Source organism: Bacillus sp. WC2503 (genome assembly GCF_052682895.1).
In genome coordinates, this window is the sequence record NZ_JBQYMD010000001.1 from 1,427,221 (window position 1) to 1,443,463 (window position 16,243).

Here is a 16,243-nt window from a genome sequence, read left to right on the forward strand (position 1 = left end):
GTGAAAGGGGGTGCGTAAATGTTAGCTGAAATGTTCCAACTGTTCGGAACGATTGGTATTAAAGCAGAAGGCGCTTATAAAGATTTACAACAATTCGAAGATCGTGTACAAAAAACTGCAAATGGAATGCATGATAAGTTTCAAAAAGCAGGGGAATCAATTAGCCATGTAGGTAGCAAGATGCAAGAAACAGGAGCAAATATGACTGCAGGTGTTTCATTGCCTTTAGCTGGTATTGGTGCTGCTGCTGTAAAAGTAGCGTCTGATTTTGATGCGTCTAATAGAAAGCTAGAATCTACACTTGGTTTATCAAAAGAAGCTACAAAAGAGCTTGGTAATGTTGCAAAAGATACCTGGAAAGATGGATTTGGAGAAAGTATTCAAGAAGTTGATGAAGCCGTAATACAAGTAAGTCAAAACATGAAGAATCTTTCTTTCGATGAAATGCAGGGAGCTACGCAGAACGCTATGACTCTTGCAAAAACTTTTGACACGGATGTTAATGAGGTTACACGAGGGGCCGGACAGCTTATGAATCAGTTCGGTTTAGATGCAAAAGAGACATTTGACCTTTTAGCTTCTGGTGGACAAGCAGGCTTAAACTTCTCAAATGAAATGTTTGATAACATTTCCGAATACGCGCCTTTATTTAAACAAGCAGGATTTTCTGCAGAAGAGATGTTTACCATTATGGCAAATGGGACGCAAGATGGTTCATACAATCTCGATTACATAAACGACCTTGTGAAAGAGTTCGGTATTCGTGTACAAGATGGATCAAAAGGTGTAACTGAAGCATTTGCAGAAATGAGCCCAGAAACTCAAAAGGTTTGGGACAATTTCAATAAAGGTAAAGGAACTTCTGCAGATGTATTTAATGCCGTCTTAGGTGATTTAGGTAAGATGGACGATAAAGTAAAAGCAAACCAACTTGGTGTTGCTGTATTCGGTACAAAATGGGAAGACATGGGTGCAGATGCTGTATTAGGTCTAAATAACGCCGATGGTGCATTACAAAACGTTGATGGCAGCATGAAAAAAATGCAGAAAACGCAGCAAGAAGCTTTTGGTGTTCGTTGGCAGAAACTTGCTCGTACTACAATGGCATCATTAGAACCGTTAGGACAAGCTATTTTAGACATTGCAGAAGTTGCTCTTCCTCCAATCATTAAAGCAGTAGAAGTTGCTGCAAAGGCATTTAGTTCAATTCCTAAGCCAATTCAAATTGGTATTGTAGCAATTTTAGGTATGGTTGCTGTATTAGGGCCATTAATTGCCATGATGGGCTTTATGAGAAGTGGAGTAGGTGCATTTGTTGGCTCGTTTAGATTCCTTGTACCAGTATTAACAAAAGTACCAATGCTATTTACAGGGATACTAAAGGTTGGCCCTAAACTTATTGGTATGTTTGGTGGAATAGGAAAGGCCCTAGCACTGTTGGGCAGATCCATGATGACTTTACTGATGAATCCTTGGACGATTGCCATACTAGCAATTGTAGGATTAGTATATCTGATTTATAAAAACTGGGATGACATCGTTAAATATACCAAACAAGCAGTTAAATGGGTTGGTGATGCCTGTTCTAAGGCTTGGGACGCAACCGTAAAAGGTGCGAAATCCGCTTGGAATGGTTTAGGTAAGTTCTTCTCTGGATTCTGGGAAGGTACGAAAAAATTATTCAGTTCTGCAATGTCATTCATAGGTAAAATATTTTCTAAAGCTTGGGATGGTTATGTAAAAGTAGTTAAATTTTATTTTAGCTTAATGAAAAATATAATTGAATTCGGTTGGAATGCTATAAAATTCATTTTCAAATTTGCCTTAGATGGATTAAAAAAAATTGTAGATGGTACATGGAAGTTCATTAAGAATAGTGTCCAAAAAGCTGTTAACACTTGGGAAAATATATTTAACACTGGATGGAATATTATTAAAAGAATTTTCTCTATAGCTTTAGCTTTAATAAAGCAGTACGTAAAAACCGAATTTGAAAAAATGAAAAATACAATTTCCAGTGTTTTTAATACGATTAAGGATATTGTAAAAAAAGCCTGGGACGCAATTAAATCAACCTTTACTACAGTATTAAAATTCTTAAAAGATTTTGTGAAATCTTCTTGGGAATCTATTAAAGATTCAATTTCTAGCGTTATGAACACAATTAAAAATGTGATTCAGTCAGCTTGGAATTTTATAAAGTTCATAATCATAAGTGCAGTACGTGAATTTGTTGGGTTTGTAATTACTAATTTCAACAAATTATATAACACAATAACCGATGTTGTTGGCGGTATAAAAGAATTTATTGTTAGTAGCTTTAAAACTATAAAGAAAGCAATCACTGGTGCATTTACAGGGGTTGTAGATACTGTAAAAGATGTATTTAGTAAGGTTGGTTCTATAGTAAAAAACGTAGCAAAAGATGCAGTTAGCTGGGGAAAAGATATTATCGCAGGTATTGGTGAAGGTATGTCCGGCATGGCAGATTGGCTTATAAAAAAAGCTAAAGGAGTTGTTTCGGGAATACCTAAAGCCGTATTAAAGTTCTTTGGTATCCGAAGCCCATCCCGGTTAATGATGGAATACGGGGGCTATATTACAGAAGGTCTTGGTGTAGGGATGGAAAAAATGATTCCTGCAGTAGACAAAGCTTCTGAACTATTAAATAAAGCTGTCGTTCCACCTAAACCAATGAAACTAGTAACCGATGTATCTAATCAAATTGGACAAATGGGCGCACGTTCTGCTGATTTAATTGGTAAAACTGCACATCCATTTGCGGGACAAACCCACGTTGAGAAGAAAACGGATAATGGCGTAACAATTCAAAATGCTACATTTAAAATCTCTGTTGAAAAACTACAATCTGCAGACGACTTTGTAAAAATGAGAAAGCTGCTACAAAACGTAGTTGCTGATGATCTAATGGGAATGGCGGTGCGAAATGTATGAGTATATTAAAAACATTGCATAGAAGAGCTGGTTCATACCATCTCTTAGGAAAGGCTGCAGAGCTAAAAGACACAATACGATATACCATTAATTTCTCATGGCCTGGGACATATAACTTTTCGTTTTTGTCCCAGGTTCCTATTGGTTCTGATGGAATGCTACCGAATAAATACTTTGTTGTTCGGGTTAATGGGATTGAAAGATTCAGAGCACGAGGTCCTTATGATTGGGAAGCGAGAGAAATCTTTGTTGGTGCAGGTCCACAAACGATTGAATTTACAACAATCGGTTATGGTTCTTCTGACGTAGCATATATACGCGACGTACATTATTATGCTTTTGGACATGTACCTAATATCGAAAAGATTGAACAAACAAAATTACCGAAATCACTAGATGGCTTAAAAACTTATAATGTCATGCACGGATATCCTCGTTACCAAAGTGCAGGGAATAAAGGTTGTGAAGTAGAATTTACGGCTCTATTCAACGATATCAGTCATTGGCGTGAGTTCATGAGGGAAATATATCGCCCTCATATTATTACAGGTGATTACGGTACCTACGGGGGTATTATTCCACCGAATGAAGTAGATGCAATACGAAAAGGAACGCTAGTCATAGCAAAATGCAAATTAATATCTATGTCACAAGCAGGAGTAGGAGTTGATGGAATGTGAGAGAAGGATCTATTTCTTTAATTAGAATGTTGGGGAGCTATTTCCAGGTTGGGAATAACTCCCCTAATTTAATTGTTTATATGAAAAGAAGAGACTCTTCTTCTTACGTACAAATACAACACCGTGTAATAGGCTTAGAAGTGCAGGAGAACGCAGATCAGTTTGCTAGTACATTTACTATTACCTTTGCGAATGAATACGGCCAAATGGCTCCTGATAACTGGTATGGTAAGTTCTCTTCTATTTCAGAATGGTTTTATAACAGTGAGGTAACAAATACAAACCAGCTATATCCGCAGACTGAATTTAAAGTGTCTATTGGCTACGGTGAGGAATCATTACCTTATATACATGGTTTTGTATCTGATGTGAAGGTAAATGCCGAAAGCGGCACGATTTCAGTTACCTGCACTACATCCTATAAGAAGGTTTTACATAAATCAGTAATCCCAACACCTGGTTCAGATGAAATTGTTGCACCTACCGGTAATGTTTATGATGTTGTGAAGTTCTTCTTCCAAAAAGCCGGAGTTGTCCTACACGGTAACAGAGTAAATATTCCTGGAACCAATCAAAGCTGGATTGTGGAAGGAGCAACCGGTAAGAGATTTCAAAAATGGGATGAAATTGTTCGCGATATTATAGATACAACATTCCATTATATTAAACACGAACCAGACGGAAGTTGTACATTTATGAAAATGCCAGACTATGCAATTAATGAACCTGCAAAGTTTAGTTTTAGAGAAGGGGAAAACCTTATCTCTTTAGATATGCAGCTAACTGATCAGGATATCAGTAATAGTATTGTTGTTAAATGTGGAGATTACGCAAACGGATTTCTTAATTCGTTTTTATTAAAAAATGTATCGCAGGGTGATTTACGAGAGGAAATGATAGAAGTTCCCTGGGCAACTACTTTCTTTGCAAGAAGAGCGGTTGCTGCAGCTTATCATTTAAAAGCAATTCAGAAGTTCAGAACATTAACAGTAGCAGTAGTTGGTGATCCAAGGATTCAATTATTTGATGTTATTTCTGTTTACAATAGAGATTCTGGTCAACAGTGGAATTACTTTGTTAAAGGGATTAATACAATGATCTCTGCAGATGATGGATTCTATCAAACTTTAGATTTAACTGTTAACTATGGGTATGAACCTGCTCCCTATACAGATATAACCGGTATTACAGTAAATGTAGATACATTACGTTTAAAACTTTGGGATTGGGATTTAGAGGATGGCGATTTATTAAATATTTACTGTAATGATAAATTAATCGAAGAGAATTATTTCATCCGGAACAATCCGACATATGTAGATATTCCACTTGAATATGGCGTGAATATTATCGTATTTGAAGCAGTACGAAACCCAAAAGGGATTCTTACAGGACGTTTGCAAGTACTGGATACGCAAAATAATATCTTATTTGATTATGGTTCTTTACCAGATTTATCATTTCCTCGGGTAAATCAAGATGCAAATCACTATTATATCCAGCGTCCAGCCAAAACATGGTCTGTGACGCGCGTGAACTAGGGGTGATTCTATGATAATGCAAAAAAACTTATATGATCCAATCATGTATTTGATGAAAGGATTAATTGACAGGCAAATATATACCGGTGGTAAACCAATGCCTGGTAATGACCCAAACGATGTATTTAAAGAAGGTATGACAGAAGGTTACACCCTCATTCGTGATGGTGCTCGTTTATCTGCAGTCGATGGAGATAAATACTTACACTATGATTTAGCCTTTAATTCACAAGGTATGCTAGAAAAGGTTCTTATCTCTCATAAAGTAACCGGAAAAGAGATGGAGATACAATTAATATATAATGCGCAAAAACAATTGGAACGTGTGCAGCCGCGACTTCTTAATAAAGGTAACGGTATACTATCTGATTTACCAATTCCCGATGTGTCGTAATGATACACGGGAATTTTTTAATACAAGAAAAGGGTGATTGCTCTTGTTTGAAACAACTTATTTAGCCGGTGGCCGATTAGATCCACCTTTTCATCCAACTAAAACAGAACCATTCATACCTGGTTTCATTATGGATTCTACATCATTTAAAACCGATGAAAAGAAATATACATTACCTGCAGATATGGAGATTTATGCAGTTAGTGTTAGTTCTTCTATTTACGAATTAGATGATAAATGGGATTTAATCGTGAACGGGCAAACCGTTTGCCAAGATATTTATACAAAGCGGATCCCGGAAGGTATGCATTTTATGGTTTATAAAGCAGTAAAAGCAGGAGACACAATTGTATTTCGATTTCATAATCAAGGGATTCTTGATAAAACAATTTGGTTTGAATTGCACTTTTTAAGATAAGGGGGCGTATTGATGAGTTTTGCTGTTACCTATATGGCTGGTGGAAGATTCGACGCACCTTACTTCCCAACAAAAACAGAGCCATTCATACAAGGGCGAAGAGTTGGTATACATGATGAAATTCATTTAGATAAGTTTTCATTACCATTCGAAACAGAAATGATTGCTTTTTCTGTTGCTGCTTCACATTACAGTGATTCGGACTATTGGAATTTATTTATAAATGGTCAACAAGTATTTAAAGAGGTTTATGTAAAAGATGTGCCGGAGGGATTTAATTTCTCCATTGTAAAACCTATACCTGCTAATGCAGAGCTAAAGTTCGAATACCACAATGTATCCGCAGAGAAAAAGGCTATATGGCTTAATTACCAACTATTAAGAGATTAGGAGCGTGTAATAGATGGCATACGTTGAAAAAATGTATACAGAAGGCGAATTCCAAGACGAAATTGTTAAATTGGTAATCGCTAACGGATGGAAGAAAGTAAAATCATTTTTCAGAGCTGTTTATCCAGATATGGAACAGAAATCTGACGATGATACAAAATTTGAATTTGGCATGAGTAAACACATGTTAGTGAAGAACAATAGCGGTTCTATTTATGGGATTGCTCAAATTTCAAAATGGTCACTTAAAAAGTCAGAGATTAAATACAACTTCACAAATGAAGAAGGAAAGAAAGCTTTTGCTGAAGACGGTAAAAAACGTCTAGAAAGTGGCAGGGATCGTTCTTGTTTTTACGTTTATATGATTGAAAAAGAACCAAGCGTTGCTGATGAAGGTATACTTGTTCTTCCTTATGAATCTAATAAATTTGAAAAAATATTATTAGATGTGGAATTAACTAAGATAACAGTTACTACAAAAGCAAGTCCAGGTGGTGGCGGTAGTACTTACAAAATTTACTCTTACGATGAAGCGGAGACACAAGTCATGATGTCCCCTTGGGTAAAGGTAACATTACGAAATACGAATTTACAAGGTATCAACGCTCAAACAAATTGGTGGCCGGATTCATTGGTCCGGATTAATGGCCAAGTTGATGAAAGCCGTGTTGTTTTATTAATACAAGCTGATAATACACCAGCCTTTGAAAACAACGTAGTTCCAGTTACACCGCTTTATATGGGCCAATTAGAAAGTTACGCTAATGATGATACATTAGGTGATGCATTATGGGCAGGAACAGCTTTTGATACAGGTAATGAAGAAGCATCACATAAATTTGATTTTAACGATACGAAACCATATAGAAATGTAGAAAACTACATGCCTGTCATGAAGTCTTATCCACGTTCCCCTGGTAATGGTATTGATAACGTGATTATTAAACGTTCAAGATTAGGAGCAAGGTACCAGGCTCATTTTATTGCTTGGAATGTAGCACCTAATGCAATGCCACCAGATCGCGTTGGTAAAGATGGCGGTCAATATTCACTAGCATGGCAATCACAAGATAATGACGAATACAAATATCAATTTAACCCGTCTGTTTACAGTAATAAAGTACATACTTCACGCGCTTATATTGTTCATCCAGATGAAGGTGTACGTGGATATTTACCTTATATGATCCTATTGTCTCCACTAGGTCTATTAAATGGCGATAGATTAAAAGTTAGAAAGAATACTTGTCCGGATTCACACGACATTTACAAATTCTTTAATGTAGATGCTATTTCACCAATTACAAAAAGACCTGCTACGGCCTACCGTCCTGCTGGATTAGGTATTTTTGAGAAAACAGTATAAAGGAGTGTACATATATGTGGTTTGATAAAGTCGTATATTTACAAACATTACCGCAAGAATTAGAAAAACTATTTGCAGATAACGGTTGGAAACGAACGCTATTTTTCCAAATTAAGAGCGGCATTTCAAAATTTATTGATGTAAGGTTGTTTGAATCATTAGGAAGTGATGGAGAACGCAGAAGATTCGGCATAGCAAATGCGTATGATACTGCGGATTCTGATTTCACTGATAGCCGGTTTATTTCTGCAGATTCTCCACTAGGTAAATTAGGGATGGGGGATGGAGTTAAGAAAGACTTCTCTATCCCTGTTTCTCCTGTTCTTGGCCCTTCTGTCATTGTATATGTAAATGGGTTTGAGCAAGAAAAGAGTAAATATAAGGTGGATGCAACTACAGGAAAAGTAACATTTACTACCGCTATTGCAAAAGGCGATAAAGTAACATGCGAATATAGATTAGCTACCAACACATATGAACCGAATAATGACATGCTGCTATTTACTTTCAATCGATACTTTATTGAAAAAGAGATCCTTTCCGGTGATAAATTAGGTGAATTAGGAAAAGGAAATGGAACGAAAAAGAACTTCGCATTGCTATTCCCTAACTTTGACGAAAGTAGGACCGTAGTTTACAAGGATAATACTATTGTTGATCCTAGCGAGTATTCGTTCACTGAAACGGAAATTGTATTTAAAACCGCACCTGCAGCAGATACAACAATTAAGATTAGCGGTATTTATTTCTTATTACCAAAAGAAGACGGAACACTGGATACATTAACGGCAAAAACAAGTTTCGATGTACAAAAGATGGAAAGTATTATGGGCGAAGTATATTCTACGATTAATTTTGTGAACCCATCCCCTTATACATCAATTAGTTTTACACCGGAGCAGCGTTTCTGTAAAGAATTAAATCGCGACTCTGTTGTTTATCTGTATGGGAACGCAAACAAGGACCGCTTAATTATGTTTATGCGTGTAGATCCAACACCAAATCCAGTTCGTGCATTATTTGTTCCGTTGTATATCGGAAAATTATATACATTCGATGTTGCACCAAGAAAAAACATGATTATTTTAAGCGGCTGCAGACCAGGCGACCAATTTGTATATTCACCAAATAAGAAAATTGGTAATGCGCCACTTGATTACGGTTCTGATACATCAAACGGAAACGAAACGGTTCAATTATCACAATCAAGTACAGGAGCCATGTACCAGCATCATTATTTAGCTTTCATTACTCATGATATGTCAGTAGATAGTGGACAAGGACGCTTTAATCCATCGGTTTATAGTGGTAAATATCATTTATCTCAAATTTATATTGTGCATCCAAATGATGGCTATGTTGGAAAGCTGGATGATGTATATGCAGTACATCCGAAGAACATCCAACAAGCCGATGAGCTAGAAATTGAAAAAACAGTTGTAGATGAAGTGCTTGGACAAGGTGACGGACACCGTAAAGTATTTCATTTAGAACATAAGCCAAAGGGCGAAACGTTAAGATTATTCATTTCATGTAAAGAAGTAGAAAAAACAGATTATGTATACAATGCAGAAGATAAGACCGTTACATTTAACGAAGCACCGGTTATAGGTTCTGAAATCACAGGCGCTTATGAAATGGCTCAATTATATCGTTACACATTACCGACAACGCCCGTTTGTCCTATGACACAAGCGAAAGCAACACCATTTAATCCAATTGGTTTAGCAATCTACAAAGAAGATATTTAAGCATAAGGGGGTAGCAGAAGAATGAGTGAAAAAGTTTATTCTATTGCTTCCCCTTCTATATGTACCAAAGAAAAAAGTCATGTTGTTGTAGTTGATTCTGGACCTAATCAGAATGAAAAAGTTTATTCTTTCTCTATTACACCAGCGAATACAGAAAACAAAAATGATGTTGATTATCCAGTTTGCATTGCTCCTTATGCGAGATATAAGGCTGTTAAAGAAGATAACGCAGGAGTAACTGCCACTAAAGTAAGAGCAAAAGGGATTTTAACAGATGTTGTAGAGAATGCATTGCGACAAATAGAGGTAGAAGCCTACATTTCAAATACAACTGATATTGATTTAAATCGAAATATAAATGTGGCCAACATTGAAATGCAGCATTCGCAACGAATGGACAGTATTTCTGTTCAACTAATTTCTGCAGAAGCATCGCAACAACATAGACGAATTTTCGATATAAACCATATCGAAGGGGTAGAGAGCGAAAAACCAAACGAGATAGAGGCAATGGTACACGCTTCTGATGAAACAGATCTTATAACGAATAAATATGAAGCTGCACCGATCATACAGCAGGATTTACTACAAGGTAAGTTACGTGAATTCGCTGCAGGTGTAGAAGTATTACCGGAATGGGTAAATGTTGCACGTATTGTATATGGTGAAGGTTTCTATAATGATCTTATGGCTGATAGAGTTACAACGGATTATGAAGCTGTATCAATACATAATGAAACGAGCGAGATTGTTACCAGGGAGCTAAAAGCTACACATGCAGAGGTTACTTTATCTACTGCAGTGCCAAATATATTACCTGTATCCATTGCCGAAAATGAAACTGGTGATATACAGCAAAAAGAAATGCTTCTTCATGCTCCGGCACAATTCGAATTTGGTACAAAAGAGCGAGAAGTCAAAGGAATCATAGAAGAATTTGATTTGTTCAATGGTATGGGTATACCGGTTTATCTTCCGGATTATGATTTATTTGCTCGTATGCAAAGAGACATTGAAACGTCTATCGCTAAACAATATGAGTTGAATCGTGTAGAAGAAATTGAAAATGTGGACCTGCTTCCTTATGAAGATATTGAAAGCGCGTATTTAATTCGTGAAATAGATGTAGAGCAAATTAAACTGGATCAAACTATTCGAGCAAAGGAACTTGCTGCAGATGTTATTGCAAGTAATGAAGTAAGCAAGAAAATAAATGTATTTGATTCTGAAAGAAATGAATCTACATCATTTACAAGAACAAAAGAACAGTATGCGAATGTAGATACAACACACGAATTTGAACGTATCGCAGAAACACTTAATTCTGTTTATGCCGATCAACAAGAATTCGCAAATAAAGAAAATGTATTTACTGCAGATGTAGAGGTAGGACAAGAAGTTGAAAATACTTCACGGGTATTATCTGTTAAAGATGTTTCCGAAACTGACGATGCGAATAAATCGCAAAACATATTCGAGATACAGACAATTGTCGCAGAAGAAGCAGAGAGATTACATGAAATAAATGCCGGTATTACTACTGCAGATTATTCTCATCGTATCTTAAAAGAATTACAAAGCGTATCGCCAGACGTTACTTTTGCAGAAATGAAAAATGAGTTGCAAGCAACTGTAGTTGAACTGGATCAAGCAGATAAAGAAGATACTGCAGTACTTACACATGTAGATGCAACTTCTTCATTCGGATTAAAAGAACGCGTGCTTATTACCGATGTAAATACTGATGAAGTTGCCAATAAAACAGAAAAAGAATTTCAAGCTAACATAGAAGAGTTTGATTTATTTGAGGGCCTTGGTATTCCTGTATATCTTCCAGAATTCGATTTGTTCGGCCGTGTTCAAAAAGAACTAGAAACACGTATTACCTTATTTAATAATTCATCTAAATCATTAAATGTGATGCAGATGAAACTAGATCAAACAATTGAATCTGAAAAAGCAATAAAAGAACATACAACTGCAGTAATTGAAGAAGTGGCTTCTGACATCGTTCCAGTTATCTTAGATACTGAACATATATCATTAGATATTTCTTATAAACAGGATACACAACAAGCTCTTATTACAGAGCAAGAAGCCTTTACCGGTATACGTGAATTTGAAAGCGGAATTATCTCTGATATAACACCAGCCGATAAAGAAGTTATAACGAGAGATACAAATGTAATTGAAACTGTAGATGCAGCAAGGGAATCTGAACGATATGCAATCGTTAGTAAACAAGAATTATTAGAGCGACAGGCTATTGTAGACGCTGCGACTAATGAAGTAGATACACTTGATAGGAAACGTGAATTAGAAATCGTTACAGAGGAATATGAACGATTTGAACGTACACCAGAACGAGAATCAGTTCTAGAGGATAATGAACTATTCAAAATGGAGAGAGTACTAGATACAGAAAAACCAGATGAATTAATAGTTATTGAAAAAGAAAATGATGATCCTAAGTTATGGCTGCGACATAGCCGCCAATCTTGGTGGACAAATTCAAACTGGAAGAAAACAAGATAAAGAGAAGGTGATAAAATGGCAATCCAATTAGGAAAAAACTTATTGCAACCAGAACCAGGGTGGACTCGTGAACATTGCACTTTAGAGAATGCAAAACCAGGTAAGTTTTTTTCAAATGTAGACTTAACCGGCAATATTACAGGAGATAAATGGCGTGTAGTTGGGGATTCTAGCAGTTTAGAGCGGAATAGTTCCTGGTATGTCGGTGACTCTTTAGGTCGTTCATTTTATTTTAAATTTACAGGGACCGCATTGCGTATATTATTGAAAAATTTTACAACTCATGCATTTAACATTACTGTCACTATAGATAATATAAGATATGTTGGTTGGGTACCAGCTTATTCTGCTGAATACTCTCTTGTCGTATTTGAGCAACTTAATCTAATTAAGGGTGAACATAACGTTAAAGTAACTACAGAAGGAAGGGCTTCTGGTGCACCTGGATCTGCTTATACGTTTTTAACTGCTATTGATTACGCAGATTTAGGTGCTAAAGTTGGTGATGTATTAAAAGAACCGGAACCAGGTTGGAAACGGTTTGATGATACGGATAGCAATTTTCAATATTCTGGAGCATGGGACATATCTAAATCAATTGGACCCTATGGAGGTTCTTTACACTTTTGTCGAGAAAACAACAAAATAGTAACTGTACAATTCAATTTTTTCGGGACAGCTTTACGAATTATAGGCTTATTATTTTCTGCGTATGATGTAGGTCAAATTTCAATTGATAACATGCCACCCGAAAACATCTCTTATAAAAATGGTTCCACAAGGTATCAGGCACTAGTTTATGAGAAATTCGATTTAACTGAGGGTGTTCATACAGTGAGTTTATCCGGCCTTAATATAAATTTTGATGCAATCGATATTTTGGCCGGAGAGTTAATTCCCTTTAATTCTCGAAAAAAACAAGTATCGCTATACGAAAAAGAAAGTGGAAAAATATTTGTAGACGATTTTGATTACGTAAATCCCAAATGGCTTATGTCACTATCAAGTGCATTTAACAATGCTATCAAAAAAGGTTTCTTACGTATGAATCATTCTGCAGATAAAGACGTTATGCTGTTAATCGATAAACCGCAAGGTAACTTTGCAATCCAGGTTATTGCGGATTATGCTCCTACAAAAGAAGGAGATGAGGGTGGCTTACTGCTCTATCAAAACGAAAAGAATAAGGTTGAATTCCTTGAATCTTATGCTGCTAATGGTTCACAAATCAATAAAGAGTGGATGGCAATTTGTAAGGAAGATCAATGGGACTTTTACACAAAGACAGATACATTTTTTGATTATGCGGATAACGACTCATTAGCAGCAAAAAGAATTGGTGTTGTTTTAAAAAGAGGAACTGCAGAGGGATTTGTACCGCTAGACATCAATAAAATTATTATGACAACAAGCAACATGTTACGTCTGCGCCAACTATATGAAAATTATAAGGTTGTATTAAAAGATACTGCAGATAATATACTGTCTACTAACATTGTAGCTGCAGCTCATACAGGCATTGATATTCTACTTCCTTCTTTAGAGTTTGAAGGAATCATAGAAATATATGACGAGGAAAACGAACTAATAGCAAAGAAACAAGCTACCTTTTACGGTGGGGATATGTATTGCATGGGTTCATCCCTGCAAATCAAAATGAATAGCGAAGAATTAAATACAACGGATCCAACGAACTTAGGTTACATGGTGAATAATGAGCGTATTGTAAAAATGACAATCGTAAATGACAACATCGGTACTGCTACAAATATAAAACTATCCATTCAACAGTACATGGAGAAAGTTGGTTACACCTGGGCGCTTATTTCGTTAGATGGGACAAGCTATTTAAATGAAATACAGATTGATTCAGTAGCCGCACAAAGTACGCGTGATTTTTGGGTAAAGGTTGTGAAGGATACAAATTTCCTAGCATTCGAACCAATTTATTTTAATATTCATCTAAAACATAATTGAGGTGAATACAATATGGGAACTGTAATGAAATTATATAAATATACATCGGAAAGTGAGATTACACCATCAATCCTTATTGAGAGGAATATAAAAATTACAATTGAACCAGGAAAAACTCTATATGCTCCACTAGATGTAGGTTGTAACAAATACGATATTCGCACGATTCAAGTTACAAATGATTCAAATGTTGAAGCAATGTTATTTATGTACGATCAAAAAGAGAATGGGAATCAAATTTATAAAAGTTTATCAGAAAAAAGAACATATGATATTTTAGCCATTCCTTGCGAGGATAAAGATCATACAAACAAGGTCCATCTTTATATAGAAAATAGGGGCGTAGCAAACTCTACTTTTAATGTTTCTATGAAAGCCATACGTTTAAGTTAAGGAGGAACATATAAAATGACAAATAAAATTTGTAAGTTACACAGACTAGAGCGAAGAGAAGTCTTTATGAAGATTATCGATGAAATGAAAAAGGCTGGATGGCAGCAATTAAATGCTGATGCGCCATCAAAAGATAAAATTTACGTCATGTACTCAAGCGGTAACGACGGTATGAAGAACCATTCTTTAGAATTGCGCCCATTCGATTACGTCACTGCAACTAGCAAAGATATTATAGCAGGGATATATAGAGACTATGATATAAGAGACCCTGATAAGTATGCTACTGATGCAACCTTTAGATTAATTGAACGATATGATAAAGAGCAGGATGTTACTTTCGGAGGACCTGGTCCTTTCTACCCTTTGTGTTTTCATCAAGGGAAAGTAACTAACAGCACTAGTGTTACTACTATTAGTAAACCAATTGCTATGGTGGACCTATATTTATACGTTGATAAAGACATTGTTATCTATTGTGTTTATGAAAACGATGATAATCTTCCAGAACGAAAAGGGAAGACTGTAATGGGATTATTCGGAATTCCAGATGAACTATATCAACAAGAACAATTCAAGCCTATATCTTCTCCTTTTAGTGTCTTGGTGAGTGTTTGTCCAAAGTCCCCTGGTGCAGCAATGGTAGCTGCTAGAAGTAAGCTTATATATGATGGATTAAATAGTATTCCTGTTAATACTTTCATTTGGGATAAGGTATTTTTAAAGGCACCTTCTTTAGAAGGAAATATAATATTCACATCATTTTTTATGGGAGATAACGTAGATGGATTAAGGGCAAAATTTGATGGCCTTTACACATATAGAGGTTCAAATTTTGTAACTGGTGATATCGTTGAAATTTCTCAAGATGAAGAAGTGCAGAAATATAAATTATTTAACACCTACTACTCAAGTGTATGGAGTTCATTTCCGGAGTTCAACATTGCATTAAGGGTAGAATAAGGCTGGTGATTTTATGACAATAAAAGGCATAATAATTCAACCAAAAACAATGTATCAAACCGTACAACGTAAACCACAAATACGCAAAGGCTCAAAATTAGAAATCAGTGACATGTATATTACAGGGGTGAGACAAACCGCCACACGAAAAGGGGTTATGTTTAATTTCTCCCGAAACGAAAGCAAAACTACTGAAAAAGCAGTAATGAAACCACCACGTACTGAACCACTAGAATACGCGTGGAAGAAAATGAACATATAACTGGATCAAAACTCAAGCGTGCAGCAGCAGGCTTTTTTATTTTGGTCAAAATTTGAAAGGAGGTGAGAACTTGGAAAGAATTCACGAACTCATCAAGGCATTGAATATAAGCGATGTTATTACAAGTACTCAATTTAAAGTAGGTGGTGCTATCGGTGGTGGATTAGGAACAATAATTAATTTACTCTACGGCAAAGCTAATTTAATTTGGATATCAATTTATTGCTGGATTATCATGCTCGACTGGATTACGGGTAGTAAAGCTTCAAAGGTAGACGGAACATACTCATCACAATATGGAATTGAGGGCATCACGAGAACCGTGGTGCTTTTATCATTACCAGCTCTTGCACATTTATTTGATATTGCTCTTAAACTACCTGATTTCTTTTTCTTCATGGTAGTCGGTGGATTGAGTTATCACATTTTTAATAGTTTTGCAGCAAACTGTGCACGAATTGGCTGGGAAAAATGGATTCCTGCATGGTTATTAGAAAGTGTAGCATCCGAAATTCAAGCAAAAATCCAAAGAAGTGATGCACGAAAAGAAAAACATAACACCAAATAAAAAATACACGCCTTACATAAGGAGAGCATTGTCAAAAGACGGTGCTCTTT

Annotated in this window: 14 protein-coding genes; all 14 read left to right on the top strand. The window is 36.0% G+C overall.

What is annotated here, in order from left to right:
* The first annotated feature begins 18 nt into the window (after positions 1–18).
* The 14 genes from ACUN26_RS07570 (at position 19) to ACUN26_RS07635 (ending at position 16,193) form a co-directional block, all read left to right on the top strand.
* Positions 19–2,955, top strand: a complete 2,937-nt coding sequence (locus tag ACUN26_RS07570) for a phage tail tape measure protein (RefSeq protein ID WP_445540875.1) — start codon at positions 19–21, stop codon at positions 2,953–2,955.
* Positions 2,952–3,635: a hypothetical protein gene (locus tag ACUN26_RS07575; protein ID WP_000025592.1), complete on the top strand. Its 684-nt coding sequence runs from the start codon at positions 2,952–2,954 to the stop codon at positions 3,633–3,635. The genes ACUN26_RS07570 and ACUN26_RS07575 overlap by 4 nt, the downstream gene beginning before the upstream one ends.
* Positions 3,632–5,176: a hypothetical protein gene (locus tag ACUN26_RS07580; protein WP_016513959.1), complete on the top strand. Its 1,545-nt coding sequence runs from the start codon at positions 3,632–3,634 to the stop codon at positions 5,174–5,176. The genes ACUN26_RS07575 and ACUN26_RS07580 overlap by 4 nt, the downstream gene beginning before the upstream one ends.
* 10 nt (positions 5,177–5,186) lie before the next feature.
* Complete coding sequence (locus ACUN26_RS07585; RefSeq protein ID WP_000605848.1) at positions 5,187–5,570, top strand: hypothetical protein; 384 nt, start codon at positions 5,187–5,189, stop codon at positions 5,568–5,570.
* A 43-nt stretch (positions 5,571–5,613) separates the two neighbouring features.
* Positions 5,614–5,988: a hypothetical protein gene (locus tag ACUN26_RS07590; RefSeq protein ID WP_016513961.1), complete on the top strand. Its 375-nt coding sequence runs from the start codon at positions 5,614–5,616 to the stop codon at positions 5,986–5,988.
* A 12-nt stretch (positions 5,989–6,000) separates the two neighbouring features.
* Positions 6,001–6,378, top strand: a complete 378-nt coding sequence (locus tag ACUN26_RS07595) for a hypothetical protein (RefSeq protein ID WP_016513962.1) — start codon at positions 6,001–6,003, stop codon at positions 6,376–6,378.
* A 13-nt stretch (positions 6,379–6,391) separates the two neighbouring features.
* Positions 6,392–7,744, top strand: coding sequence for a hypothetical protein (locus tag ACUN26_RS07600; protein ID WP_016513963.1), 1,353 nt, complete (start codon positions 6,392–6,394; stop codon positions 7,742–7,744).
* Between the two features lie 14 nt (positions 7,745–7,758).
* Positions 7,759–9,495, top strand: coding sequence for a hypothetical protein (locus tag ACUN26_RS07605; protein ID WP_016513964.1), 1,737 nt, complete (start codon positions 7,759–7,761; stop codon positions 9,493–9,495).
* Between the two features lie 21 nt (positions 9,496–9,516).
* Complete coding sequence (locus ACUN26_RS07610; RefSeq protein ID WP_016513965.1) at positions 9,517–12,030, top strand: hypothetical protein; 2,514 nt, start codon at positions 9,517–9,519, stop codon at positions 12,028–12,030.
* 15 nt (positions 12,031–12,045) lie between these two features.
* Positions 12,046–14,007 carry a hypothetical protein gene (locus ACUN26_RS07615; RefSeq protein ID WP_016513966.1) on the top strand — a complete coding sequence of 654 codons (1,962 nt, stop codon included), beginning with the start codon at positions 12,046–12,048 and terminating at the stop codon, positions 14,005–14,007.
* Between the two features lie 12 nt (positions 14,008–14,019).
* Positions 14,020–14,400, top strand: a complete 381-nt coding sequence (locus tag ACUN26_RS07620; RefSeq protein ID WP_016513967.1) for a DUF1998 domain-containing protein — start codon at positions 14,020–14,022, stop codon at positions 14,398–14,400.
* Between the two features lie 15 nt (positions 14,401–14,415).
* The gene (locus tag ACUN26_RS07625; RefSeq protein ID WP_016513968.1) at positions 14,416–15,363 is read left to right on the top strand and encodes a hypothetical protein; all 948 of its coding nucleotides are present in this window, start codon (positions 14,416–14,418) and stop codon (positions 15,361–15,363) included.
* Between the two features lie 13 nt (positions 15,364–15,376).
* Positions 15,377–15,625, top strand: coding sequence for a hypothetical protein (locus tag ACUN26_RS07630; protein ID WP_000152792.1), 249 nt, complete (start codon positions 15,377–15,379; stop codon positions 15,623–15,625).
* A gap of 70 nt (positions 15,626–15,695) precedes the next feature.
* Entirely contained in the window at positions 15,696–16,193 is a 498-nt protein-coding gene (locus tag ACUN26_RS07635; protein ID WP_016513969.1) for a phage holin family protein, read from the top strand.
* The last annotated feature ends 50 nt before the right edge of the window (positions 16,194–16,243 follow it).

What these genes read in the sequence shown, in the direction of transcription:
- ACUN26_RS07570 (WP_445540875.1), top strand. Translation starts at nt 19, where the DNA reads ATGTTAGCTGAAATGTTCCAACTGTTCGGAACGATTGGTATTAAAGCA.
- ACUN26_RS07575 (WP_000025592.1), top strand. Translation starts at nt 2,952, where the DNA reads ATGAGTATATTAAAAACATTGCATAGAAGAGCTGGTTCATACCATCTC.
- ACUN26_RS07585 (WP_000605848.1), top strand. Translation starts at nt 5,187, where the DNA reads ATGATAATGCAAAAAAACTTATATGATCCAATCATGTATTTGATGAAA.
- ACUN26_RS07595 (WP_016513962.1), top strand. Translation starts at nt 6,001, where the DNA reads ATGAGTTTTGCTGTTACCTATATGGCTGGTGGAAGATTCGACGCACCT.
- ACUN26_RS07600 (WP_016513963.1), top strand. Translation starts at nt 6,392, where the DNA reads ATGGCATACGTTGAAAAAATGTATACAGAAGGCGAATTCCAAGACGAA.
- ACUN26_RS07605 (WP_016513964.1), top strand. Translation starts at nt 7,759, where the DNA reads ATGTGGTTTGATAAAGTCGTATATTTACAAACATTACCGCAAGAATTA.
- ACUN26_RS07610 (WP_016513965.1), top strand. Translation starts at nt 9,517, where the DNA reads ATGAGTGAAAAAGTTTATTCTATTGCTTCCCCTTCTATATGTACCAAA.
- ACUN26_RS07615 (WP_016513966.1), top strand. Translation starts at nt 12,046, where the DNA reads ATGGCAATCCAATTAGGAAAAAACTTATTGCAACCAGAACCAGGGTGG.
- ACUN26_RS07620 (WP_016513967.1), top strand. Translation starts at nt 14,020, where the DNA reads ATGGGAACTGTAATGAAATTATATAAATATACATCGGAAAGTGAGATT.
- ACUN26_RS07625 (WP_016513968.1), top strand. Translation starts at nt 14,416, where the DNA reads ATGACAAATAAAATTTGTAAGTTACACAGACTAGAGCGAAGAGAAGTC.
- ACUN26_RS07630 (WP_000152792.1), top strand. Translation starts at nt 15,377, where the DNA reads ATGACAATAAAAGGCATAATAATTCAACCAAAAACAATGTATCAAACC.